The sequence below is a fragment of the Micromonospora chalcea genome, from assembly GCF_028768405.1.
Lineage (GTDB): Bacteria > Actinomycetota > Actinomycetes > Mycobacteriales > Micromonosporaceae > Micromonospora > Micromonospora chalcea.
On sequence record NZ_CP118233.1, the window covers coordinates 6,751,181 to 6,774,771 of the forward strand.

Here is a 23,591-nt window from a genome sequence, read left to right on the forward strand (position 1 = left end):
AGAATACCGTCACGCGACATCCTCTTCTGCCGCGCTGGGGACGTGGCCCTGACTGCTACCGAGATCGAGGTAGAGCGGCAGGCGTCCCATCCAATTCGTCAAGCAGTGCCTGTAACCGGTCGCGGCATCGCAGGATGAGGCTGGAGATTTCGTCGAAGGTCGCCGCGCTGACGAGTCCGTTCTCGAACCACATCGCGCGCACGGCGGTCCGGCCCTGCGCCAGGTATGTCGCGGCGGCCTCGATCAGCCCGGTGAACTCGTCACGGTGGTCCGGTGAAGCGAGCTGAGCGGATCGTCGCGCCGTGCGCAACGGCTCGTCGGCAGCGGTGAAGATCGCGGCACGATCGTCGTCGGCCTGGCTGGCGCCGATGCCTGCGAGAAGGTACTCCAACTCGGTCGCGGCTAACGTCAGCCTGCCAACGGCCATGACCGTCTCGTCGGTAAGTCGCCGCATCAGCCAACCGTAGCGGACTTGGACCCACATCCAGCTTCCTCTCATGCCGCTGATAAGGCGCGGCATTCCTGAGCACGTCCGGTTGACGAGCGGACCGTAGGAGCGGGTCAGGAGCGACTGAGCCTCACGGTCGCTGGCCGGGCGCTGATGCCAGCCAGGACCGCTCGGGTAAGCGGCCACGATCTACGACCTGTAGGACGGCCCATCCCAGCCTCGCTGCAGCAACCCGGTCACGGGCCCGGACCGGGGGAGCAGGTTGGGAGCAACAGGGTGCACTGAACGGCCCTCAACTGCACCGAACGGCATCCGGCTGCACGCAACTGCACCCACCCCTGCCTGCGGCTTCTCGTTTCCGCAGGTCAGAGTCGATGGGGCGTCCTGCTTCACACAACTGCACTCAACGGCACTGAACAGCAGTCAACGGCACTCTATGTCTCCTGGTAGGAGAGTGTCTGCAGGTCAAATCAGTAAGGCCCTCGGAAGCGTTGATGCCTTGCAGGTGGGTGCAGATTGGGTGCACGTTGGCGAAGTGGTCACCGCGCCCGAAGTGCTCATCGAGATCGCGCCGAGTCGGGTGCTCTGACCTGCGGCGGTACAGACGACTGGATAGGCGTGACTTCCCAGAGAAGACCGAAGAGGTCAGCCTTCGCTGCTCCCCGCCTGGTCGGTGCCGGCTGTCGTCGTGGAGGCCGCTGGCGCCGGTTCAGACGGTCTTTTGCATCGATGCATGTCCCTGGGATGGGCTGTTCTGTTGTCGGTGTGGATCCCGGCAACTGAGACTCGAATCCCATCAGCGAGCCTCTGACCAGTGCTTGTTGCTCGGAGGCCTCTTCGGCGTACCCGAACGAGTAACCGTCGGGGCGGTTCAGGTTGGTGTCTGGGGACGGGAGTTACGCGATCGGGACGACAGGGTTGCCGTGGATGTTGCCGTCCGCGCAGGGCCATGGGCCGGTGGCGAGTGGTGCCATCCCGGTGTCGCGGAACAGGAGCAGTTCGTTGTCGAGCGCGAGGGCGATTGTGGCGTCGTGGAGGAGAAGTGTCCTGCTCATGACGGTCCTGTCGTCATCGGCGCGGAACAGTTCGTGCTGGTCGAAGCCCGCGTCGATGGCGAGGAGCGTCCCGTCGCGCCAGAACATCGTGGTGCCGTCGGCGTCGAGCGCGGGGTAACTGGTGTAGTAGCCGTTGAGGCGCGGGCCGTCGCACATTGATCCGTCGGGTTGGAGGATTCGGAACCGTGACCGGGACGGCAGGATGTTCTCTGACTCCGGACCGCGGATTGTGCCCTGCTGGTCGATGACCATCTGGCCGTGGCTTGGCCAGGTCTGTGTTGCCTGGCCGTCACGCTCGTAAAGGGTGCTGGAGAACGCCCCGTACCCTTGGGCGCCGACGAGGAAACTGCCGGGGCCGACGATGGCCTTGTGGTGGTAGGGGCCGGGATCGGTGGTCGAGATGATGTGCCCGCTCGCGGTGTCGAGAAAGGTGCACATCCCGATGCCGCTGCCTCCGTCACTGATCCCAGCGAGGATCCGATCACCGGCCACGAGCAGCGGCTGACGGTGATCCACCTGCAGGGTGGATGGCGTCCACGCTTTCTTGGGTCGGACGTGCCATCCGGTCGCTGCGCCAGCTTCGACCACGCCGGGGTAGGAAACCGCCTGGAGGGGCAGGGATGTAGACCATAGGGTGCTGCCGGTGTCGCTGTGGCGAGCCAGGCGCGCAGTGCTGCCATGAGGAGGCCACCGACGTGGCGCGGTGGGCAGCCATAGGACGCAGAAGCCGTCTGGCATCCGAACGACGGCGCCCAGATGCTCACCCGGATCCTGCTTCAGCGTCACCGCATGCCGCACCGACCCGTCGGCGCCCACGCCGGTGACAGTGAATACGGGTGCGCTGGCGCCATCGTGGTGGGTCACCCACACGATCCCGTCCGCGCCGACGCGTGGTGGGAACGGGTGGCCTGCGAATGAGCGCTGCCAGAGCCTCGCTCCGGTCACGTCGACCGCTGTGAGGACGGTGGTGTAGAGGGTGCGTGTGCTCGGGCTACGACCCGCATAGCTGGTCAGGTAGATCGGGCCGCCCGGGTCAGCGGCCGCCAGGCCCCAGACCTGCCCAGGCAACTCGGTGATCTCGGGATCCTTCGCCATGCCGCCTCCCTCAGTCCTGCCATGGCGATCGTGCCTACACGGGCTCGGCGTCCTGCCGTGAGGCGCCGGCAGGAGATACCGCCAGCTGCGGTGCATTATCCGAGAGATGGCTCTCGGAGGTGTTCCGTGCAGTGGCTCCTGCAATGCAACCCGATCAAGTGGCGCATCCATGACTTTGTATCCAACGGGCATGAGGTCCACGCGTGGACGGTGACTCGGCACCTCGGCGAGATCATCCCTGATGACGACGTGGCTCTCTGGCTGACCGGAAGCACCGGTGGGGCGGCCGAGTGGTTCGGCGTGACCTCCCAGAGAAAGTCGAAGTGGTCACGCTTCGCTGCTCCCGTCTGACTGGTGGCGGCCATCGGCTTGGGGCTGTCGAAGCCGATCACAAGGGTCCTACCGCATCGACGCCCGGATCTGGGTGTCGACGTGGTGGCGTCGGTATGGATCCCGGGATCTGAGACCCAAATCTCATCGGCAAGCTTCTGAGCAGGGCATCCTGGGCGGTGACCAGTTCGGCGAGCCCGAAAGCGTCAGAGCCGAAGACTCCGCTTCAAGGGCCGGCGATGTCGGCTCATGTCGATGACAGTGCAATCGATCAGTGGATTGACGGGCGGTTGGCTTACATCCACAAGGAACGTCGAGCATGGACCTACGCCTTTCGGCGCAAGTTTCGACCTGGCGGTCGGCTCTCCTCGGCGGTCCTCACCTGCTCGTGGGGATCCGGCTTTGCGTCTATGCCCGGGCTCGGCTCAATCTCCGAACCCGGCTCGATCGAATCGGATCCGCCTAGGCCGTGTTTCGTAGGGCATCGTTGTTGGGGCGTGGCGGTGGTCGCTAATGGGAGAGGTCTCCGGTAGTTGGTTCAGCGACCAAGCTAGAACTTCGCACCGGAGACCTCGTGCCGAGCGTAACGGCGGTGAGGCGACATGACCTGACCGACGGGCAGTGGGCGGCGCTGGAGCCGTTGCTGCCTGCCGGAACAGGTCGTGCTCGGCCGCGCAGATGGACCATGAGACTGATCATCGACGGGATCCGGTGGCGGGTCCGGACCGGATCGCCGTGGCGCGACGTGCCTGCGCCCTACCCGCCGTGGCAGACGTTGTATCGATGGTTTCGGCGGTGGCAGCGTGAGGGTGTCTGGGCGCAGATCCTCACCTCGTTGCAGGCCAGGGCGGACGCGGCGGGGTTGGTCGACTGGACGGTGAGCGTGGACTCGACCATCAGCCGCGCCCACCAGCACGCGGCGGGAGCCCGCCGCGAGGGTCAGGCGCAGAAGGAGCCTCCTGGTGGTGTGCAGGCCGAGCCGGCAGATCACGGGCTCGGCCGATCGAGGGGCGGCTGGACCACCAAGACCCATCTGGCCTGCGAGCAGGGCCGCAAACTGATGGCCCTGGTAGTGACCGCCGGACAACGCGGCGACAGCCCACAATTCATCCCCGTATGGGCCAGGGTCCGCATCCCCCGAGCCGGTGGTGGCCGGCCACGGACCCGCCCCGACACCGTCCTGGCCGACAAGGCGTACACGTCCAAGGCCAACCGCGCCCACCTACGATCCTGAGGCATCCGCGCGTGCATCCCGAGCAAGGCCGACCAGGACGCGCACCGCAAGGCCAAAGGATCCCAAGGCGGACGACCGCCCGCCTTCGACCCCAACCTCTACCGCCTGCGCCACGCCGTGGAATGCGGTATCAACCAGCTCAAACAACACCGCGCCATGGCCACCAGGTACGACAGACTCGCCGTGCGCTACGAAGCCACCCTCACCATCGCCGCTATCAACCAATGGCTTCGTGCCCTACGAAACACGGCCTAGTCAGCCTCCGCGGCCCCTGAGACGTCCGCACCTGCCAGGGGAGAACGCTGACGTGACTGGTGAGGCACGGTGAGGAATGACGGCCTCTCCCTGTCCGGCGTCATCCGTGCTCGTCCGGTCGATGCGGCATGCCTGCTCGTACTCATCCGAGGCCGTGCGGTTTGGGTGCCTGGGCTGCTAGCGTTCGGCGTCGTGTGGATCGAAGAGATCGTGGCTGGGCGGCCGGCCTGGCGGCATGTCCCGTCCGGCGTGGTCTTTCGGGCGGTGCCGGGCGGGACCTTTCGCATGGGTCTGTCCGAGGCGGAACTGGCGGCGGTGCGTGCGATCGAGCGCAGTGGGGGAGTAGAGGACACTCTTGAGTCGTTCTTCGCCGGTGCCGGGGACGCCCAGCCGGTACGTGAGGTGCGGGTCGAACCGTTCCTGATTGCTCGGCACCCGTTGACGGTCGCGCAGGTTCAGCACTGGTTGCCTGAGTACGAGGACGACTACGCCAACGCGGACTCCGGCACGGCCCGGCTCGAGGACGACCTGGACGAGCTGCTCGACGCGCTGCCGTTCCGGCTGCCCAGCGAGGCCGAGTGGGAGTACGCAGCCCGAGCCGGCACCACCACCTTGACCTTCCGCGGCGACGAGAAACCCGGCGAGGAGGAACTGCTCGACGACTTCGGCGATGAGCGGCGGACAGCCGCCGCTGAGAACGCGTTCGGGCTGGCCGCGATGGGCTCGGCAGCCGAGATTTGCGCCGACGTGTGGATTCCCGGTTTCGTGGGCGCCCCGGCAGATGCCCGCCCACGCACCGGTGACGGGCCCAGGGCCGTACGCGGCGGTGCCGCCGACCTCTATCCATGGCAGGGCTGCGACGAATGGCTACTGCTGCTCGCCGCCACCCGGTATGAGCACGATCAGTTCACCGCGGTCCGCCCGGTCGCACCACTGCCATCCTGGAATTAGCCAGAGCCGCCGGACGAGACGGATACGCCGCAACGTCTCCTCATATCGCGAATGGCGCTTGCAGTTGAACTGGTTCGTGGCCCGGCCCGACTCCAGTCGCCGGGGCGATCCTGCATCGCCGAGGCGCGCTAAATCTGCCATGGCGGAGTTGGTAGAGATTCGCAGGTGCGACCGCACCTACCGCTGTTAGCCTCCGTCTTTCGCTAGTTGTTGATCGAAGCGGTGGCCCAGGGCAGTTGCTCTGTCCGGTGGACCGCCAGGACGTGCGGGCATGCTGATTGGCCGGCGGTGCCCGACGTGGCGCAGGACGGCCCGGTCACCGGCGTGGTAAGCGGGGTCCTCCAGTGCGGCGCTCGTCGTGGCTGGGGCGGGTGCAGGTGACTAGCTGGGGTAGCGCGGACAGGCGGGTGAACGCGGTGCCAGGTCGGTTGGTCCAACGTCAGCCGGACGTATCCGCGGATTGCGAGATCGTGCGTCCACCCGATGACGCGCTCGGCGGTGACGCCTCGAAGGTTGGCTCCGTTCCACCGTGCCCCGTTGACGTCTGTGCGTCCGTACTCCGGATCGTGCGTCATGACGTAGCTGAAACGGGCGTAGGATAGGTCGGTGTCGCGCAGGTCGGCGTCGCGCAGATCGCAGCCGGCGAAGCTGACACCGCGAAGGGACGCGCCCCGAAGGTCGGCGCCACGGAAGTCACACAACGTGAACGAGTGCCTATCGAGGGTGCGGTGCCGAAGATCGCGACTCGCGAACGATTGCCTCGTCGCGCCGGGCGGCATGCTCACCCGCGAACCGTAGCGCGGTCGCCCGTCGCCGAACCAGCGGTTTCTGTCCACTCACTTGCGGGGCATGCCGTAGTAGCGCACGACCACCGCTTCGCCCGCACGTCGTGACGCGCGGGCGTCGACCGAGCTTGACCGTTAGTCGTAGAGATCAGGTCGCCATAGAGTCTCTTCTCTGCGATCCACCTCCGGCGGAGCCTGAAGCAACGGATGATCTCGTAGCCGGCGGGATCGCTTCCGGGCCAGACGGTGCCGCAATCGCTGGATGCTTTCAGGGACGCGGATACAGACCCAGAGCAGGGCCAGTGATGCTGCAAGGTTGAGCAAGCCGATGCATATGAGGCTGCCAAGCGGACTCATCGGCGGCTCCTCGATGACAGCGGGACGGAGAATCGGCAAGCAGGCACGAGCATGATCGATCGTGTCACGGCATCGATGCTGAGTGACTATCTGGGCGACCACGGGTACGAGCGGTGGTGGACGTCTACGGATGCCAGTGGGAAGGCTTCGCAGCCTGAACGAACCGGGCAATGCAGGTCAGCGAGCCGTGTTGATTACCTGGCGGCCAAGTGCTCAATCTGCTGCGCTCGTGGCGCGGCCAGGGGCCTACGGCGGCTGAATGCCGCGCATCGAGCTGACTACGGTCGTTCAGGCAGTCCCGGAAACCGTCTTTGACGTTTGCCTCGATGTCGATATGCACACCGAGTCCATGGGAAGTAGTGCCGAACGGGCAGTCGGCGGTATAGCGACCGGCCGGTTGAAGGCCGGCGATGCCGTCACGTTGGAGGCCAGGCACTTCGGCCGATCGCACCACGAGCACAGCTTCAGGCCGAACCCGGCTGACTCCTCGGCAACCCTCATGCGCGACGTCATCGACCTCACTGCGCCGATGGGACCGGTTGGTGGTCTCGTGGCCAGCGTCATCCTGCGTCCGTACCTGCAACGCCTCATCGCACGCCGCAACAGCTATCTTGCGCGGGATGATCATGGCCGCCGCTGATTGGAGCATCGGGCGTATGTCCTGGTAGGGGACCGGCGTCCGGGCGGGCGCAACCGCCTTCCTCAACCGCGTGTGTGAGCTGGCGGGAGCTGTGACGGGCTGCTCTACTGGGTGACATGCATGCCCGCCTCCTTCTGTGCGTCATGCTGGCGGCCGCAGGCGTGATGGTGGCGGGACCGTGCTCCTGGTAGCCATGAGATACATCGACCAGCCAGGACCGTTCAATGAGTTCATTTTTGGCGCGGTGGGCGGGGGTATGTCTAGGGCAGGTATCCGCCGATGGAGGAAGCGCCACCACCTGGGCGCGGGCACACGCAGGGCGCAGAACAGCGTGAAAGGTCGGCAATCAGCCACCAATGACGTCGAGCTGAGATGCGACGTGACCAGCACGCTGTAGAGCTGACGCAGGTCGCGAGGTGGCCGGTCTGAGTTCCGCTTCAACGTCGGAAGCCCATGACGGCGGATTTCGAGCGAATTTTCAGCGGTCTGCCGCACGGACTTACCCGATGACGTGATCATGCCACGCAGGCGCTCTCATGCCGCAGACAGCCGGCGTCGATGTGGAGTTAGGTTAGGTTGAGGGCGTCCACAGCGGGGATTCAGGCATGCCGTATAGCATCGGCCGTCTCAATCACTTGGCTCAACTGCTTACTGCTGAGCAGCCGGGCGCGCCAGGCCAGCGCGGCGATCTCCGCGCTCGCTGGATGTACCCGCGCGTCCTCGACGACCGGCCCGATCCCGGTCAGCGCGACCATGTCGCCGGGCGGATAGCCGAGCAGGTGCGCGAACGCCGTCACGTACTGCGGGGTGATGACCACCTTGCCTGGGCCCAGCATCGCCACCGTGGAGTCGGAGACGTACGGACCATCTCCAACAACCTGGAGGATCTGTGCGTTGCGTGGGCGAATGTTGCGGTTGCGCAGCAGGCGCAACAGCAGAGCTCCAGGGGTGTCCGGGTAGTCGTCGGCTGGCTGGGACCCATCCGGCGGCTGCACGGGCAGGGACCTGACCAGCGCCTCCAACCGACTCCGCTGGTCCCCGTCCATCCGGGCGGCGTGTCGGACGACCGAACCCACATTCCACGGCGACGTTGGCCAGGCCGAGGCCAGGTCATCCGGCACTGGCATCCCAGCGATGACGAAGAGGTCGGCGGTATGGATCCGGAGTGCCGGTGCCAGTTTCCGGACGAGGTCTGGTCTCGGCGCAGCATTGTTGTCGATGACCGCGGCGAGCTCATCACTCGGGACACCTGCCTCCCGGGTCAGGGCGGCCCGCATCTGCTCGATCGACGTGTCGAACGTAGGTCGCCGCTGCGACAACAGGCGCCACAACCGTACGCCGAACGGTGAATCTCCCACGACGTGCGACCGTACCGTCCGCTGGTCTACGTTGCTGGCGCCTGAAACGGCGAGAACATCCGCTCATGCCGCGAAGAACGCGCGCATCGGCTGCGGCACGGCGGGGACCGTACGTGCGGCCGCGCGCACCAGTTCGAGCAGTCAGGGCCGTTGGACCTGGTCCTTACAAGCCCCGTCCTGCCCGGGGCGTCGCGCGCTAGTCTGCCGCGCATGATCTACCGCGTCGGGGACGTGCTGCGGATCTCCTGCCCGTTCACGCCGACGGTCGTCACCGGCGTCGACGAGGCGTACGTCAGCGTCCGCTGGCCGTGGTGGGAGATTGACCCGGACGCGGAAGGCGTGCGCTGGAACGGAGAGGTGGACCTGGGCCGCGCCGATCCGGACGAGCTGTACATGACCGACCCGGCCTCGCCCCGCCTCGCCCCCGGCGATACCTGCCGGGTCGGTATCCCGGCGCGGATCATCCACGTCATCGAGGTTCACGAGTACGAACCGCCGCAGGAGACGGGCTGGTTGCCCCGCCCGAGCCTGAGTTTGCTCGTCCTGCGCGTCGGTGAGGCTCCGGATGTGGCAGCGGAGTTCCAGGGCACGAGCATCGAGCCCGATGGCGGTGTTCCGTTCACGCTCGAACTGCTCTTCAGGCCGTATGCCTTCCTGGAGGTCGGCGATGATGCTGCCGATGCCGCTGGTCGTGCAGGGCGCTTCGATGGCCCGTGGACCTGGACCGCTTATGACGGCGCGGGGGGAGTGCCGGCCTGGCCCCTGGCCCTACTGATCGGCGGGGCGGATCCGACAGCAGTCGCGGCCGCGACCGCTACCGGTTCGCACGAGGCCGAAGTCACCCGCTGGCGCCGAGCGGCCGGCTTGCAAGACGACGCCCAGTCCCGCTGAGCAGGCCACTGCCGCCTACAGACACCAGCGGCCGGCCAGGTGTCCCGATCTGCCGCAATCCGCTGGTCGCGGCTGTCCGCGGCTGCTCCGGAGCGGGAAGGTGCGGCCTAGGTTACTTCGGAGCCCTGAGGGTCTCGTCGTAGGTTTGATCGGGTCGCCTGTCAATCTCTACTGTCGCGCCGTGGATGTGGACTGGAACGCAGAGCTGGTCGACCAACTTGAGTGGCACTGGCGGCATCAGCTTCGGCCACGGCTGGACGGGCTGACCGATGACGAGTATTTCTGGCAGCCGGTCCCGGGCTCCTGGACCCTCAGCCGACGCGGCCAGAGTTCTGCGCCGATGTCGATCGGCGCAGGCGAATTCACCTTGGACTACGCCAGCACGCCACACGACCGGGCGCCGGTCACCACGATCGCCTGGCGGCTGGCGCACCTCCTTGACGTGTTCGGGCCACCGACCGCACCCCACTTCGACGGCTCGCTTGCTCGTCACCGGGCCGTCGCCTACCCGGGCACCGCCGAGGCAGCACTGCGACAGCTCGACGACGGGCACGATGCGTGGATCCGCGATGTCCGCCACCTCGGCACAGCCGGATTAGCTCAGCCCCAAGGCGCCATCTCACCGCCGGAGTACGCGGATGCACCGATGGCGAAGCTCGTCCTGCACGTACACCGCGAGGTCATTCACCACGGCGCCGAGATATCGCTGCTGCGGGACCTCTATCTATGGAAAGGCAGCGGAGGTCACCTCTGACGTCCCGTGGTCGTTCCAATCTGGTGCACGCTCATGCCGCTGATTAGGCGCGGCATGTCTGAGCTCGTCGGGTCGACAAGCGCGCCGTGGGAGCGGATCGGGAGCAGCTGAGGCCTAACGGTTGCTGAGCGGGCGTCGGCGTCACTAGGACGGCTTGAGCAAGCGGCCACGGAGTCTGACGAACGACGTGCAGGACGGTCCGACACAGCCTGGAGGCATCAACCCGGTCGCGGGCCCGTGATCGGGGGAGCGCGTTGGGAGCAACAGGGTGCCCTGAACGGCGCTGAACCACACCGAACGGCATTTGATCGCACCCAACTGCACCCACCCCTGCCTGGGGCTTCGCGTTTCCCCAGGTCAAATTCCGTGCGGCGGCCTGCTTCACACTTCAAGATCTGTAACGGCCAGTCCAACGGTAACGGCGCTCCGGCCGTCCGGTGCTCCCGTATTTGAGAGTTACCGCGGCCTGGCCGGCTGTGGTGAAGTGCTCAAGGTAGCGACGGGCGCTGACCCGGGAGATGCCGATCTGATTCGCGCACTCCGCAGCGGAAACGGTGCCCGTTTGCTCCCGGAGGATCTGTTCGACCAGTCCAGCAGTCTCCGGGCTCAGGCCACGGGGCAGAGCGGGCGCGCCGGTGATCGGGCTGCTGGACGTGAGCGCCCGGTCGATATCCGCTTGGTCGCAGACCAAGCTGTTCGAGAAAGTGCTACGCCGGGCCGCGTACTGTTCGAGCCTGCCTCGCAGTTCCTCGAAGCTGAACGGTTTGAGGAGGTAGTTGACCGCGCCGTACCGGACGGCCCTCCGTACCGTGTCGACTTCCCGGGCAGCGCTGATGACGAGGACGTCGCAGTCATGCCCGGCGGTGTGCAGCCTGGCGACCACGTCGAGGCCGAACATGTCCGGAAGGTACAAGTCGAGCAGCACCAGGTCGGGGCGCAACTGCTCCACCGCGGCGATTGCCTCTTCCCCGGTGCTCGCGGTTGCCACGACCCGGAAGTCTTCGAGCCGTTCGACGAAACCGCGATGGATCCGGGCCACCATGAAGTCATCATCAACGATCAGCACGTCGATCACGGCCCTGCCTCCAGCGGCGCTACCGACATTCGCGCGGTGAACATCGCGCCCTCCTCGGTGTTCGTCACTGCGACCTCACCACCGCGGCGGTGACAGACCATGCGGGTGAGCGCGAGGCCGATACCCCGTTCACCGCCCTCTGCCGCTTTCGTCGTGAAACCGTGGGCGAACACTTCCTGCGCCAGTCGGGGAGCGATCCCCGGCCCCGAGTCGCGGACGACGATTTCGATCGATGCGGAATCCTGACGCAACTCGACTTCTACCCACTGGTTTCCGGCGCCCGGCCTGCCGTTGATGTCCGGGCAGGCGCCCGAGTCCGCGGGGGAGACATTCCGGCCTCCTGCGACGGCTTCGACGGCGTTGTCCACGAGGTTGCCCAACACCGTACCCACATCGGCTGATACCGCCATGTCCAGCCGGCCCAACCTGGTCCGCTCAGAGATCCGCAGTTCCACGCGGCGCTCGGCGGCGACCGCCGATTTGGCCGTGAGCAGAGCTGCCACCGCAGTGTCGTGGATCCGGCTCGTCACCGCGAGGTCCAGGGAGGCGCGATGCCGGCTGAGCGCCTCGACATACCGGACCACCTCCTCGTGCTCACCGATCTGGATCAGCCCGGAGATGGTGTGCAGCTGATTCGCGAACTCGTGTGTCTGTGCGCGCAGCGACTCAGTGGTACTGCGAAAGGAACCGATCTCCTGCTCCAGGCGGGCCAGCTCGGTCCGGTCCCGCAGTGTGGTGACCGAGCCGAGCCGCCGGCCGTCCTTGTTCACCCTCATCCGGCTCATCACGAGCACCCGGCCGCCCCGAACCACGACCTGGTCCCGCGTCTCCCGCGCGCTGCCCGCCCCCGCGAGAACGTCGCGTAACCGGCCCTCAATCCGTAGCTCCGACAGGCTGCGGCCGAGGCAATGTTCGGGCAGGTCGAGCAATCGGCGGCCCACAGAGTTGACCAGCGTGACCCGGTGTTGCGGATCGAGCGCGATGACCCCTTCGGCTAGGCCGTGCAGCAGCGCCTCCCGGTGCTCTGCCAGACCGGCGATCTCCCGCGGTTCGAGGCCGAGGGTCTGCCGCTTGATGCGCCGGGCCAGCAGCCATGATCCGAGCACTCCGAGGGCGCTGGCTATGCCGAGGTAGGTGAAGAGGTAGGACGAAGCGCCGACCAGCCGTTGCCACCAGGACGGAAGTGCCTCGCCGACCATCACCACGCCCAGATGCCGCCCGAGATTCTCCTTCTTGCGGTCGCCCAGGACCGGCACCTGCGCCACCAGCTCGCGTGCCCCGCCCACCGCCAGCTCACCGAACCAGCTCCGACCGTCGGCGACCCTCGGATCACCGAGCACCATGAGGCTGCCCACCAGCGTCGGGTTGGTGGAGGTGACTATCCGTCCGCTGTCATCGGCGACGCTGACGGTGGTCACGTTCGCCTGAACCGGCAGGTTCTGCACCAGGGACGCGATCGTCTCCCCGGGCGCCGGCCGGTCGAGGCGGTCCCGTAGCAGCGGGTTCCCGGCGAGTTGTTCGCCGAGGGCAGCAACACGGCGGCCTTCGACCCGGTTGAAGGTGGCCGCCGACTGCGCCAGCGACACGGCCGCCACCGCTGCGAGCACCACGACGATGATCGCGAGTTGGAGAGCGAGCAACTGCCCGGCGAGCGTACGACGCCGAGGCATGACCGCGACCACAAAGACCTCAACTTCCGCTGGTGACACAAGGCAGACGGGGACCCTGCGTCGGGGTCATCATCTTGCCGCCGGTCTGAATCGAAACGGAAGAGAAACCTGATGGCAACCAGAAGAAAAGCGCTACTCGTGGGCGTCTCCGTAACCATGGCGCTTGCCCTGGTGGGCTGCGGCGCCACGGCAGAAGAGGGCGAGGCGGGCGCCGGCGGCGACGGCAAGCCGATCACCGGTCTACGCATCATGGTGCCGAACAGCCCCGGTGGTGGATACGACACCACGGCCCGCACGGCGGCGAAGGTGATGGAGGATGCCAAGATCGCCGCTGGCGTGCAGGTGTTCAACCTGCCCGGAGCGGGCGGCACGGTCGGACTGCAGCGCATCGTGAACGAGAAGGGCAACGGCAAGCTCGCGATGCAGATGGGGCTGGGGGTGGTCGGCGCCTCGTACACCTCGAAGTCGTCGGCCACACTGACCGATACCACCCCGCTGGCCAAAATGATCGAGGAAGCAGGCGCGGTCGTCGTGCCGAAGAACTCGCCGTACCGGACGATCAACGACTTGGTCACGGCCTGGAAGGCCAACCCGGAGGGCCTCGCTGTCGGCGGCGGCTCGTCTCCCGGCGGCCCCGACCACCTGCTGCCGATGCAATTGGCCAAGACCATCGGCATCGACCCGCGACAGGTCAACTACATCTCGTACGACGGCGGAGGCGAGCTGCTGCCAGCCCTACTCGGAGGCAAGGTGGCCTTCGGTGCAAGTGGGTTCGGGGAGTTCCTCGATCAGGTCGAGGCCGGGCAGCTCCGGGTTCTCGCGGTGACCAGCGAAGCGCCTGTCGACGCGCTTCCGGAGGTACCGACGCTGAAGTCCGCAGGTATCGACCTCGTCTTCACCAACTGGCGGGGCATCGTCGCACCGCCCGGCATCAGCGACGCCGACAAGAAGCTGTGGATCGATGCGTTGACCAGGATGCACGACTCCGCCGAGTGGAAGACCGAGCTCACCAAGCGGGGCTGGACCGACGCGTTCGTCACAGGCGATCAGTTCGCCGCCTTCCTCACCCAGCAGGACAAGTCGGTGGCTGACCTGCTCAAGCAGCTCGGCCTGGCATGATCGGCCGGCCGAGCCGATCGGATCGGGACGGCGGTTCGCCGTCTCGGTTCCCGGCGTTGTCTGACATCCCGATCCAGCCCGCGCCCGAGCCGTCGGACGCGGTACGAGCGGCCGACGCTCCGCGTTCCGCAGCGGATGCGTCGAAGCCGGACCGCGCACAGTACGTCGTCTGCGTCTTCCTGGCGCTGGTCGGGATCATGGTTGTCGTCGACGCCACCCAGATCGGTCAGGCGGTGAGCAGCACCGACCCGCTCGGCCCACGGCCGGTGCCGATCCTGCTCGGAACGCTGCTCATGGTCGTCGCGGTGGTCTACGCCGTGGATGTGGCCCGTGGCGGCGTCGGTGAGCCGGAGGCCGGCGAGGACGTCGACCTGGCCACCCCTATCGACTGGCGCACCGTCCTGCTTCTCGTCGCGGCGTTCCTGACCAACGCAGTGTTGATCGAGCCACTCGGCTGGGTGATCAGTGGCACGTTGCTCTTCTGGGGTACGGCGTTCGCGCTCGGCAGCCGCGACCACGTCCGGAACCTGCTGATCGCCGTGGGGCTCTCCCTCATCACGTTCTACACATTCGCCATCGGGCTCGGCATCAACCTGCCCGCTGGCGTGCTGCGAGGAATCCTGTAGATGCAGAACCTCCATTCGCTTCTCGACGGGTTCGCCCACGTGGCGACGCCGATGAACCTGCTCATCGCGCTTCTCGGTGTCACCATCGGCACCGCGGTCGGTGTACTACCGGGCATCGGCCCCGCGATGACAGTGGCGCTGCTGCTGCCGGTGACGTACGGCATGGAGCCCACGCAGGCCTTCATCATGTTCGCCGGCATCTTCTACGGCGGAATGTACGGCGGATCGACCACGTCGATCCTGCTCAACACTCCCGGTGAGTCCTCGTCGGTGGTGACCGCGATCGAGGGCAACAAGATGGCCAAGGCCGGCCGGGCAGCGCAGGCGCTGGCCACCGCCGCGATCGGGTCGTTCGTCGCCGGAACCATCGCCACCCTGCTGCTTGTGGTCATCACCCCGCCGGTGGTCCGGTTCGCGGTCAGCCTCGGCGCGCCGGACTACTTCGCCCTGATGCTGCTGTCGTTCGTCGCCGTCACCTCGGTGCTGGGCGCCTCCCGGATACGCGGTTTCGCCTCGCTGCTGATCGGCCTGGTCATCGGAGTGGTGGGGATCGACAGGGTGACCGGTCAACAGCGGCTCACCTTCGGTGTGCCGCAGCTCGCAGACGGCATCGACGTGGTTGTGGTGGCTGTCGGGATCTTCGCCGTGGGCGAAGCACTCTGGATCGCCGCGCACCTCCGACGCCGTCCGGCCGAGGTGATCCCGGTCGGCCGGCCGTGGATGGGCCGCGACGACTGGCGCCGGTCCTGGAAGCCCTGGCTGCGCGGCACCGCTTACGGATTCCCGTTCGGGGCGCTACCCGCGGGCGGCGCTGAGATACCCACGTTCCTGTCGTATGCCACCGAGAAGAAGCTGTCCAAGCACCGGGACGAGTTCGGTCGGGGAGCGATCGAAGGCGTTGCCGGCCCCGAGGCGGCCAACAACGCGTCCGCCGCCGGCACGCTGGTACCGATGCTCGCCATCGGCCTGCCCACCAACGCCACCGCCGCGGTGATGCTGGCCGCCTTCGAGCAGTACGGCATCCAACCCGGCCCGCTGCTCTTCGAGCGGGAGTCGGGTCTGGTCTGGACGCTCATCGCCAGCCTCTTCGTCGGGAATCTGCTGCTGCTGGTGCTGAATCTCCCGCTCGCGCCCGCCTGGGCGCGGCTGCTTCGGATTCCTCGACCGTATCTCTACGCCGGCATCCTCTTCTTCGCGTCGATGGGCGCGTACGCCGTCAACGCACAGCCGTTCGACCTGTTCCTCCTGCTCGTACTCGGCCTGCTCGGCTTCGGCCTGCGCCGGTTCGGGCTGCCGATCCTGCCGCTGATAGTCGGGGTGATCCTGGCTCCGCGCGCCGAACTGCAGGGCCGCCGGGCGTTGCAGCTGTCCGGTGGAGAGTGGCACGGGCTGCTGGGCGGCTGGGTGTCGGGTCTGATCTACACCACAGTGCTGGTGGTGCTCTTCTGGCCGTTGGTCCGGCGGTTCGTCCTCCGCCGACGTGCAAGGATGGTGACAGAGTGACCGTTCTGGTGGGATACGTTCCATCCCCGATGGGAATGGCGGCCCTGCAGGCCGCGATCGGACAAGCGCGATTCCGCGACGAGCCGGTGCTCGTGGTGAACACCTCGCGGGGAGATGCCTACGTCGATCCCTGCTTCGCCCAGCAGCCCGACCTGGACGCGGTGACCCGCGAGCTGACCGCGTCCGGGGTACCGTTCGCGATCAGGCAGCTCATGCAGGGTCGGGACGCCGCCGAGGAGATAGCCGATCTCGCCGAGGCGCAGGACGTGTCGTTGGTAGTCATCGGAATCCGGCATCGAAGCCCGATCGGCAAGCTGATCCTGGGCTCGACCGCACAGGAGATCCTGCTCCGGGTCTCCTGCCCGGTCCTCGCGGTGAAGGCCGCGACACCACGACGGATATCTCGAGCAGCGGGGCCGTCCCGCTGGCCTCTCCCCAGTGAGCCGTAGCCGCCGGGTCACCACCCCGAGCCCAATGACGGTTCATGAATGCTCGCGAAGCTTCCGCCCGCCATTGCCACCGAGACTGCGACGCTTTCTTGACGACATGCCCTCGCGCGAGGACGGGGGAGTAGCGACTACCCGGCCTGAACCCGGATGGATAGGGTGCACGCATGGATCTGGAAATCCGGCATCTGAGAGTCGTTTGCGCGATCGCCGATACCGGAAGCATCTCGAAAGCAGCATCCAGACTGGGGATCTCGCAGCCCTCCGTCACGACCCTGCTTCAGCGTGTCGAACGGATGGTCGGTCATCAGATATTCCAGCGCGGGCGCGGTGGCGCTCGATCCACCACCTTCGGAGAGCAGTTCCTCCAACGAGCCCGCCTATTGGTCGCCGAAATGGACGCGTTGGGGGGAAGTATCGCCGGCCCGGCGGGCACGATCCGATTTGGATCGGTGCACATGGAGTGCGTCTCGTCTCTGTTTCATTGTCTGGAGACGAGCTTCCCGGATATCTCCTTCTCCATGTGCGTCGAGCCGTCCAGCCTGAGGCTCGCCCAGCGACTGGTGCACGGCGACCTCGATGTGGCAGTGCTGGCGATTGCGGAGTCCCATCAGATTCCACTCCCGCAGGAACTAGGTGAGCGGGTGCTCGCGTCGGCAATCCCGGTGTACGTCGCTGTCTCCAGCGCCCACCGGGCGGCGGGTCTTCGGGAGATCCCCCTGGAAGGGCTCAAAGAAGAGGCATGGATCAGGCCGCCCGGCGGAGAGGACGGTTCCCTGTCCGCCTTCTGGCAGGCGGCCCGCAAGGCAGGCTTCACCCCGCGAATCCAGTTCGACGTGCCCAGCGGCGGCGGGCGGCAGCTCGTCGGCTCCGGACGCGCCGTTCAGCTGGTGGAGCCGACCTCCCATGGCGGTCCGGGAGTCGCAGTCGTTCCCCTCGCCGGGGAACCGCTGCGCATGCACCTCACGCTCTGGTGGCATCGCCGTCGCATGAGTGCCGAACAGGCCGACCGCCTCTTCGAGGTTATCCTCGGCACCTACTCGACGTTCGCGATGGAGAGCCCCGTTTTCCAGCCGCGCTGGTCGAGGCACCCATCAGCTTGTCTGACGGCGCCTCGCGACGACGAACAGCACTCTCATCGACCAGCAAGCACGCCCCGGTGCGCGGAGGGATCGACGACCGCTATCCCGCCGAGGCGGCGGTCCGCTTGAGCCGATCGTGTGCGTCGTCGTACGCGGCAGCAGGATGGGGGACCAGCCGTCTCCCGATCGCGGCGAGAAGCGTGTAGTTCGCGTCGCGCACGTTGCCGAGGGCCGACCGCCCTGCCTGCGAGACGAGCTGATGAGCGTCCAGCATCTCCAGCCCCGCCAAGGATCCGACCCAGCTCACCAGATCCTGGTGAGCTATTCGATAGGCGTCATCGAGAGGACGGGCGCAGCCGATCGACATGAGATCGAGGTCGGTCTCCAACCGTGGCCAACTGGTTTGCCATCCCTTGATCACCTCAATGGCGACAGTGGTGACGGTAGCGATCGCCACACCGGCGGGACAGGCCTGGCCGTGCCCCTGGCGAGCGTAGCCGTCACCGAGCGCAAGCATCGCCCCGTGAACGTTGACACCCAGGTACAGGGTCGCGCCCGCACGCGCCTCGGGGATGTCGAGCTTCCCGCCGTAGAAGTCAGGCACCATGGTGGACCGAGCCTCGAGTCTCCCGGGAGACACGCCGATGGTGCCGATAGTCGGCTCCAGCGGCAGGTCCACCGCATGGTCCGTTCTCGTCGACTGGAACCGGACCGTTCCAGCCCGACGATCTATCTCGTAGAACCAGACCCGCGCCTCGACCGGTGCGCCAAGCGCGAGCGCTCGCACACCGGATCCGAGCGCGCCGATGTGTGGAGGCGTGGACGACACCCCCCAGTCTCGCGCGGGAACGATCGAGACGATGTGGATGGCGAGTGTGTCACCGGGCTCGGCCTCCTCGATCAGGAAGGGTCCGGAGACCGGATTCAGATGCGGCGTCTCCAACATCCAGGACGACAGGTCGGACACACTGCGAAGCCGGCCACCGAAGCAGTCCTCGGTGTACACCTCCAGCACGTCACCGGAGCGCAGATGCGCGACTGGTATCCGACCCCCGAACGTGTAAGCGAGTTGCCGCTCGGCGGGCCGATGACCGATCTTCCCCATGACATCACACTCGTCCCTCGTCATGCTGCTTCGTCTGGTAACGGCCCGCCGGACCACGTCCCTTGCCGCAACGCATCGCGGTCCTCCATGAAGTGCGCCGCGGCGCGGCCCAGAACGATCGGCGATCAACGCGCCGCATCGCTCCCGGATGTCTGCGTGATCTGCTCCCGCGCCGGAACCGGTCGCAACGAGACTCCCCGCCCCCGAGCGGTGTGCAGGTATTTCGTGCCTGTCGAGCGCTCGCCCAGCTTGCGCCGCAGACGGGACAGCAGGACGTCGAGGGACGCCGCCGACGGCAGGCCCTCCGCGCGGATCCTCGTCCGGAGCTGCGACCGTGGCACCACCCGGCCGGGGTGCTCCGCAAGATAGGCGAGAAGCTCGAACTCGGTACGTGTCAGCGCCACGGGTCGTCCGTCCACTGAGACGCTGCGACCTGCCACATCGATGCGAAGAGCGCCGACCTCGGACGGCGCCGGAGGCGGTGCCGGCGGAACCCGGCGCAGCAGAGCGCGGACGGAGGCGTCAACCACCGCGGGTGGACACGGCTTCGGCAGGAATCCGTCTGCGCCGGCGCGCAGCATGCGGACGACGTCATCATCGATACTCCTGATGCTGTGTGCCAGAACCGGGCGGCGGGACGCGACACAAAGCAGGCGCATCAGCAGCAGCCCGTCCACCGCCGGCACGACCGGGTCCACGATCACGACATCCGGCCTCCGGTGGGTGTGGCAGGTCAGGTCGGACAACGTCCGCCCGCTCTCATGGAGGGCGATCTCGGTGACCAGATGACCGAAGCGCGTCAACTGATCGCCGAGTAGCCGCCGATAGCGATGGTCTTCGTCGATGAGCAAGATGGTCGCCATGGTTGCCGTCCGGTGTCTGAATCGTGAACACCTGGACGATCGCACGACCGGACCGCCCGCTTTCATGTCATCTGTCCATCACGTCGCCTGATCGATCCGACGACCCTCGACGCATCGCTCACAGGTTCCGGTAAGGCCCAGGCGGGCCACCCTGACCGCCCGCTGTGGACTCGTTGTGGCCGCCGGAACCGCCTGGCTAGCGTCCACCCCCCAAGCATCCATCGAAGTGCGTCAGCGCCTTTGCTGGATCACACCCTCGCCCATGAGGAGAGAGCATGTCTGGACACCCATTGCGGCGAAGACTAGGTCAGCTGTTCGGCGCGCTCACCGCGCTGACGCTCGCCTGCGGCGTCATCGCGCCGCCGGCCGCCGCGAACTCGGCGCGGCCCGTGCCACCCGGGCAGCAGGCCAGGAAGGCCGATGCGGCACCGCCGGCAGCGGGCGATGCGACTGTTCGGGGCAAGGACCGGGTAGACCATGTGAGCGAGCAGGCGCTCCCCGTACACAAGCGCCCGCCGCAGCCGGCCGCGAAGGACGCCGCCCGTGTCGACTACGACCGCCCGGCAACCCCGAAGCGACGCGCTCGGCCGTCGGACGCCGGGTCTCGCGCCGCCGCTGCCGCCTGCAGCACCGCAGACTTCACCAGCCGAACGGGGTCGGCGCTGGTCAGCCAGATCAAGGGATCCACGGTCGACTGCATCAACAGCCTCTTCAGCCTCTCCGGCAGCGATGCCTACAACGCCTTCCGCGAGGCGCAGATGGCAAGCGTCGCGTACGCGGTGCGCGACGGCTCGCCCGGCTACCCGGGTAACCCCTCCACCGGCATGCCCCAGCTCGTTCTCTACCTGCGGGCCGGCTACTACGTGCAGTGGTACGACACGAGCGTCGGAACCTACGGGCCGGCACTGCAGACCGCGATCCGCTCAGCGCTCGACGCCTTCTTCGCGAACCCACGCGCCTGGGACGTGACCGACGCCAACGGTGAGACCCTGGCGGAGGCGGTGACGCTCATCGACAGCGCACAGGAGAACGCCCGATACCTGTTCGTGGTGAACCGGCTCCTGACCGGCTTCAACTCGTCGTACACCTCGTCCTGGTACATGCTCAACGCGGTCAACAACGTCTACACGGTGCTGTTCCGAGGCCACCAGGTGCCCGCGTTCGTCTCCGCCGTGCAGGCCGACCGCACCGTGCTCGACAACCTGTACAACTTCGCCAACACCCACGCCGGTCTCCTCGGCACCGACAACGGCTACCTCACGTCGAACGCGGGCCGGGAACTCGGACGATTCCTGCAGCACGCCCCGCTCAGTCCCATCGTGCGGCCGATGGCGTCGGCGCTTCTCTCGCGAAGCAACATGACCGGCCCGACGGCGCCGCTCTGGGTCGGCGTCGCAGAGATGACCCAGGCATACGACGTCGCCAACTGCTCCTACTACACCACCTGCAACCTCTCCGCCCAGCTGACCAGCTCTGTCCTGACGATTAACTACACATGCAGTCCGTCGATCAAGATCGTCGCGCAGGACATGACCTCGGCTGAACTGAGCCAGTCCTGCACCAGCCTGAAGGGCCAGGACGCCTACTTCCACAGCCTGGTCGCAGACAGCGGGCCGGTGGCAGGCGATGTCAACACCGACATCGAGGTGGTCGTCTTCAACTCGAGCACCGACTACCAGACCTACGCGGGCGCCATCTACGGCATCGACACGAACAACGGTGGTATGTACCTGGAGGGCAACCCGTCAGACCCCAACAACCAGGCAAGGTTCATCGCCTACGAAGCCGAGTGGGTCCGGCCGGCCTTCCAGATCTGGAACCTCAACCACGAGTACACCCACTACCTCGATGGCCGGTTCAACATGTACGGCGACTTCAGCGCCAACATCACCACACCGACCATCTGGTGGATCGAAGGCTTCGCCGAGTACGTCTCCTACTCCTACCGGAACGTCACCTACACCAGCGCCCAGAACCAGGCGGGCAACCACACCTATGCGCTGCGTACGTTGTTCGACACCACCTACAACAACGACCAGACGCGCATCTACAACTGGGGCTACCTGGCCGTGCGGTACATGATGCAGTCCCATCGGCCGGACATGACGACAGTGCTCGGATACTACCGATCGGGGGCATTCAACGCCGCCCGCACGTACCTCACCAGCACCATTGGCTCGCGCTACGACGCGGACTTCGACGCCTGGCTGACGCGCTGCGCGGCAGGGGATTGCGGCGGGAGCACCACGCCGCCCCCGACCAACCAGCCCCCGTCCGCCTCGTTCACCGTGACGACCAGTGGGCTCACCGCCACCTTCACCGACCGGTCCACGGACGCCGACGGCAGCATCGCGTCCCGGCAGTGGGCCTTCGGGGACGGGAGCACCTCGTCGGCCGTCAACCCCAGCAAGACCTACGCTACGGCCGGCACCTACACCGTCTCACTGACGGTCACCGACAACCAGGGAGCGACCGCGAGATCGTCCCAGACGATCTCGGTCACGACGGGCGGCGGCACCACCGTGCCGGAATGCAGCGGCACCGACACACGAACCCTCGACCGCAACTGCCAGCGCAGTGGACGCTCCGCGACCGCGGGCAACTACGACTACCTGTACATCTACCTGCCCGCCGGCGTCAGCACCCTGACCATTGCCGTAGCCGGCGGCACGGGCAACTGCGATCTCTACTACAGTCCGTCGAGCTGGGCCACCACCAGCAACGCCACCCGCTCCTCCGCCGGGGCCGGCAACACCGAGTCGTTGGCCGTCCCCAGCCCGGCCGCCGGGTACCACTACATCAGCCTCTACGGGAAGACCGCCTGCTCCGGCGCCACGGTGAGCACGCGCTACTGAACCACATGTGATGGGTATGAGCGCGCCGCCCGGCGAGAGTCGCCGGGCGGCGCGCCCGCCTGCCCTGTGGCCGCCGCACTGCCTGCGGTCGCGTGCATAATCTCGGTCATGGGCATCGATGTGCGCCACCTGCGGGCGATCAGTGCCATCGCCGAGGCCGGAAGCGTGACCGGCGCCGCCGCCCGCCTGGGCCTGTCGCAGCCCGCGCTGACGGCCCAGGTGCATCGGATCGAGAAGACGGTCGGTGGGCCGCTGTTCGTCCGAAGCCGTACCGGTATGCAACCGACCGAACTCGGCAAGCAGGTGCTCCAGCGCGCCCGCGTCGTGCTGGCCGAGGTCGACGCGCTCGTCGAGGACTTCGGCGACCGGCACCCCATTCCGGGCCTGCTCCGACTCGGCACCGTCCACATCGCCTGCGCGGGCAGTCTCGTACGCCATGTCGCCGAAGCGTTCCCGGATCCGGAGATCGCGCTGCAGATCGAGCCGTCCTCGCGCCTGTTGGTGGAGGCACTCACCCGAGGCCAGTTGGATGCCGCGTTGCTGGGCATCCTTGAGGGCTTCGAGCTGCCGATCGGTCCCACCCTCACCAGCCGGCCACTGATCCCCCGTTACCCGATCTTTGTCGCCATGTCCGCCTCCCACCCGCAGTCCCACCACGAGCAGGTGCGGCTGGCCGACCTGAGAAACGAATCGTGGGTGTGCCCGCCGGGGCCGGACGACGGCTCACTCGCCTCGCTGCGACGGGCCTGCCGCGCCGCAGGTTTCGAGCCGAAGATCCGGTACGAAGCGCCGAGTGGCGCCGCGCACCCACTGGTGGCCGCCGGAGACGGTGTCCGGCTGGTCGACCCGACCTGGGCCCCGGCCGCCGGGACTCGGGTGCTGCCGCTGCGCGGGGAGCCGCAGTTGCTGGCCAGGCTGGTGGTCGTCTGGCGGCGCGATGCGCTGACCCATGCAGAGAGCAGCGCCCTGTTCCAGGCCATCACCCGGGCCTACCTGGATCACGTGAACGACAACGCTGCCTTCGCCCGATGGTGGCGGGCCAATCCCCACGCCCATCCCGCAGCGTCGTAGCGATCCGACGCGATATATAGGCG

Annotated in this window: 20 protein-coding genes and 1 pseudogene; 13 read left to right on the top strand and 8 right to left on the bottom strand. The window is 67.0% G+C overall.

Annotation, left to right across the window (positions count from 1 at the left end; genetic code table 11):
• Positions 1–55: 55 nt before the first annotated feature.
• Positions 56–454, bottom strand: a complete 399-nt coding sequence (locus PVK74_RS30620; RefSeq protein ID WP_274477829.1) for a hypothetical protein — start codon at positions 452–454, stop codon at positions 56–58.
• A gap of 890 nt (positions 455–1,344) precedes the next feature.
• Positions 1,345–2,598 carry a hypothetical protein gene (locus tag PVK74_RS30625; RefSeq protein WP_274477830.1) on the bottom strand — a complete coding sequence of 418 codons (1,254 nt, stop codon included), beginning with the start codon at positions 2,596–2,598 and terminating at the stop codon, positions 1,345–1,347.
• Between the two features lie 126 nt (positions 2,599–2,724).
• On the opposite strand from PVK74_RS30625, the gene PVK74_RS30630 reads away from it, so the two are divergent.
• From PVK74_RS30630 to PVK74_RS30640, 3 genes and pseudogenes are all read left to right on the top strand, one after another.
• Positions 2,725–2,949 (top strand): hypothetical protein, encoded by a 225-nt coding sequence (locus tag PVK74_RS30630; protein ID WP_274477831.1) that lies wholly within the window; start codon positions 2,725–2,727, stop codon positions 2,947–2,949.
• A gap of 571 nt (positions 2,950–3,520) precedes the next feature.
• A pseudogene (locus tag PVK74_RS30635) lies at positions 3,521–4,417 on the top strand (IS5 family transposase).
• A 192-nt stretch (positions 4,418–4,609) separates the two neighbouring features.
• Entirely contained in the window at positions 4,610–5,368 is a 759-nt protein-coding gene (locus tag PVK74_RS30640) for a formylglycine-generating enzyme family protein (protein ID WP_274477832.1), read from the top strand.
• 203 nt (positions 5,369–5,571) lie between these two features.
• On the opposite strand, the gene PVK74_RS31265 is transcribed toward PVK74_RS30640, so the two are convergent.
• A complete protein-coding gene (locus PVK74_RS31265) occupies positions 5,572–6,147 on the bottom strand; it encodes a pentapeptide repeat-containing protein (RefSeq protein WP_420800542.1) in 576 nt (191 codons plus the stop codon).
• A 622-nt stretch (positions 6,148–6,769) separates the two neighbouring features.
• Between PVK74_RS31265 and PVK74_RS30645 the strand changes: the two genes are divergently transcribed.
• On the top strand, positions 6,770–7,150 hold the full coding sequence (locus PVK74_RS30645; RefSeq protein ID WP_274477833.1) for an SRPBCC family protein: 381 nt from the start codon (positions 6,770–6,772) through the stop codon (positions 7,148–7,150).
• 599 nt (positions 7,151–7,749) lie between these two features.
• Here the strand turns inward: PVK74_RS30645 and PVK74_RS30650 are convergent.
• Entirely contained in the window at positions 7,750–8,508 is a 759-nt protein-coding gene (locus PVK74_RS30650) for an XRE family transcriptional regulator (protein WP_209960780.1), read from the bottom strand.
• 210 nt (positions 8,509–8,718) lie between these two features.
• On the opposite strand from PVK74_RS30650, the gene PVK74_RS30655 reads away from it, so the two are divergent.
• The gene (locus tag PVK74_RS30655; protein WP_274477834.1) at positions 8,719–9,399 is read left to right on the top strand and encodes a hypothetical protein; all 681 of its coding nucleotides are present in this window, start codon (positions 8,719–8,721) and stop codon (positions 9,397–9,399) included.
• A gap of 187 nt (positions 9,400–9,586) precedes the next feature.
• Positions 9,587–10,153 (top strand): DinB family protein, encoded by a 567-nt coding sequence (locus tag PVK74_RS30660; protein ID WP_104115707.1) that lies wholly within the window; start codon positions 9,587–9,589, stop codon positions 10,151–10,153.
• 388 nt (positions 10,154–10,541) lie between these two features.
• Here the strand turns inward: PVK74_RS30660 and PVK74_RS30665 are convergent, their stop codons facing one another.
• On the bottom strand, positions 10,542–11,228 hold the full coding sequence (locus PVK74_RS30665) for a response regulator (RefSeq protein WP_274477835.1): 687 nt from the start codon (positions 11,226–11,228) through the stop codon (positions 10,542–10,544).
• Positions 11,225–12,868 carry a sensor histidine kinase gene (locus tag PVK74_RS30670; RefSeq protein WP_274477836.1) on the bottom strand — a complete coding sequence of 548 codons (1,644 nt, stop codon included), beginning with the start codon at positions 12,866–12,868 and terminating at the stop codon, positions 11,225–11,227. Before PVK74_RS30670 ends, PVK74_RS30665 begins: the two co-directional genes overlap by 4 nt.
• Positions 12,869–13,009: 141 nt before the next feature.
• Between PVK74_RS30670 and PVK74_RS30675 the strand changes: the two genes are divergently transcribed.
• The 5 genes from PVK74_RS30675 (at position 13,010) to PVK74_RS30695 (ending at position 17,803) form a co-directional block, all read left to right on the top strand.
• Complete coding sequence (locus PVK74_RS30675) at positions 13,010–14,017, top strand: Bug family tripartite tricarboxylate transporter substrate binding protein (protein ID WP_244206314.1); 1,008 nt, start codon at positions 13,010–13,012, stop codon at positions 14,015–14,017.
• Positions 14,014–14,643, top strand: coding sequence for a tripartite tricarboxylate transporter TctB family protein (locus PVK74_RS30680; RefSeq protein WP_274477837.1), 630 nt, complete (start codon positions 14,014–14,016; stop codon positions 14,641–14,643). Before PVK74_RS30675 ends, PVK74_RS30680 begins: the two co-directional genes overlap by 4 nt.
• Positions 14,644–16,146 carry a tripartite tricarboxylate transporter permease gene (locus PVK74_RS30685; protein WP_274477838.1) on the top strand — a complete coding sequence of 501 codons (1,503 nt, stop codon included), beginning with the start codon at positions 14,644–14,646 and terminating at the stop codon, positions 16,144–16,146.
• A complete protein-coding gene (locus tag PVK74_RS30690; protein ID WP_043325436.1) occupies positions 16,143–16,595 on the top strand; it encodes a universal stress protein in 453 nt (150 codons plus the stop codon). Before PVK74_RS30685 ends, PVK74_RS30690 begins: the two co-directional genes overlap by 4 nt.
• Before the next feature lie 164 nt (positions 16,596–16,759).
• Positions 16,760–17,803: a LysR family transcriptional regulator gene (locus PVK74_RS30695; protein ID WP_209960711.1), complete on the top strand. Its 1,044-nt coding sequence runs from the start codon at positions 16,760–16,762 to the stop codon at positions 17,801–17,803.
• On the opposite strand, the gene PVK74_RS30700 is transcribed toward PVK74_RS30695, so the two are convergent.
• Together PVK74_RS30700 and PVK74_RS30705 are read right to left on the bottom strand one after the other, a co-directional pair.
• A complete protein-coding gene (locus PVK74_RS30700) occupies positions 17,775–18,803 on the bottom strand; it encodes an acetamidase/formamidase family protein (protein ID WP_223201178.1) in 1,029 nt (342 codons plus the stop codon). The genes PVK74_RS30695 and PVK74_RS30700 overlap by 29 nt on opposite strands.
• A gap of 101 nt (positions 18,804–18,904) precedes the next feature.
• On the bottom strand, positions 18,905–19,642 hold the full coding sequence (locus PVK74_RS30705; RefSeq protein ID WP_051611145.1) for a response regulator transcription factor: 738 nt from the start codon (positions 19,640–19,642) through the stop codon (positions 18,905–18,907).
• 275 nt (positions 19,643–19,917) lie between these two features.
• On the opposite strand from PVK74_RS30705, the gene PVK74_RS30710 reads away from it, so the two are divergent.
• A complete protein-coding gene (locus tag PVK74_RS30710) occupies positions 19,918–22,497 on the top strand; it encodes a collagenase (protein ID WP_064447284.1) in 2,580 nt (859 codons plus the stop codon).
• Between the two features lie 108 nt (positions 22,498–22,605).
• Positions 22,606–23,568 carry a LysR family transcriptional regulator gene (locus tag PVK74_RS30715; protein WP_043325432.1) on the top strand — a complete coding sequence of 321 codons (963 nt, stop codon included), beginning with the start codon at positions 22,606–22,608 and terminating at the stop codon, positions 23,566–23,568.
• Positions 23,569–23,591 lie beyond the last annotated feature (23 nt).

Excerpts from the sequence above, each read along its gene's own strand:
- PVK74_RS30645 (WP_274477833.1), top strand. The coding sequence starts at position 6,770 with ATGCCGCGCATCGAGCTGACTACGGTCGTTCAGGCAGTCCCGGAAACC.
- PVK74_RS30700 (WP_223201178.1), bottom strand. The coding sequence starts at position 18,803 with ATGACGAGGGACGAGTGTGATGTCATGGGGAAGATCGGTCATCGGCCC.
- PVK74_RS30685 (WP_274477838.1), top strand. The coding sequence starts at position 14,644 with ATGCAGAACCTCCATTCGCTTCTCGACGGGTTCGCCCACGTGGCGACG.
- PVK74_RS30620 (WP_274477829.1), bottom strand. The coding sequence starts at position 454 with ATGCGGCGACTTACCGACGAGACGGTCATGGCCGTTGGCAGGCTGACG.
- PVK74_RS30710 (WP_064447284.1), top strand. The coding sequence starts at position 19,918 with ATGTCTGGACACCCATTGCGGCGAAGACTAGGTCAGCTGTTCGGCGCG.
- PVK74_RS30695 (WP_209960711.1), top strand. The coding sequence starts at position 16,760 with ATGGATCTGGAAATCCGGCATCTGAGAGTCGTTTGCGCGATCGCCGAT.
- PVK74_RS30715 (WP_043325432.1), top strand. The coding sequence starts at position 22,606 with ATGGGCATCGATGTGCGCCACCTGCGGGCGATCAGTGCCATCGCCGAG.
- PVK74_RS30655 (WP_274477834.1), top strand. The coding sequence starts at position 8,719 with ATGATCTACCGCGTCGGGGACGTGCTGCGGATCTCCTGCCCGTTCACG.
- PVK74_RS31265 (WP_420800542.1), bottom strand. The coding sequence starts at position 6,147 with ATGCCGCCCGGCGCGACGAGGCAATCGTTCGCGAGTCGCGATCTTCGG.
- PVK74_RS30680 (WP_274477837.1), top strand. The coding sequence starts at position 14,014 with ATGATCGGCCGGCCGAGCCGATCGGATCGGGACGGCGGTTCGCCGTCT.
- PVK74_RS30625 (WP_274477830.1), bottom strand. The coding sequence starts at position 2,598 with ATGGCGAAGGATCCCGAGATCACCGAGTTGCCTGGGCAGGTCTGGGGC.
- PVK74_RS30675 (WP_244206314.1), top strand. The coding sequence starts at position 13,010 with ATGGCAACCAGAAGAAAAGCGCTACTCGTGGGCGTCTCCGTAACCATG.
- PVK74_RS30705 (WP_051611145.1), bottom strand. The coding sequence starts at position 19,642 with ATGGCGACCATCTTGCTCATCGACGAAGACCATCGCTATCGGCGGCTA.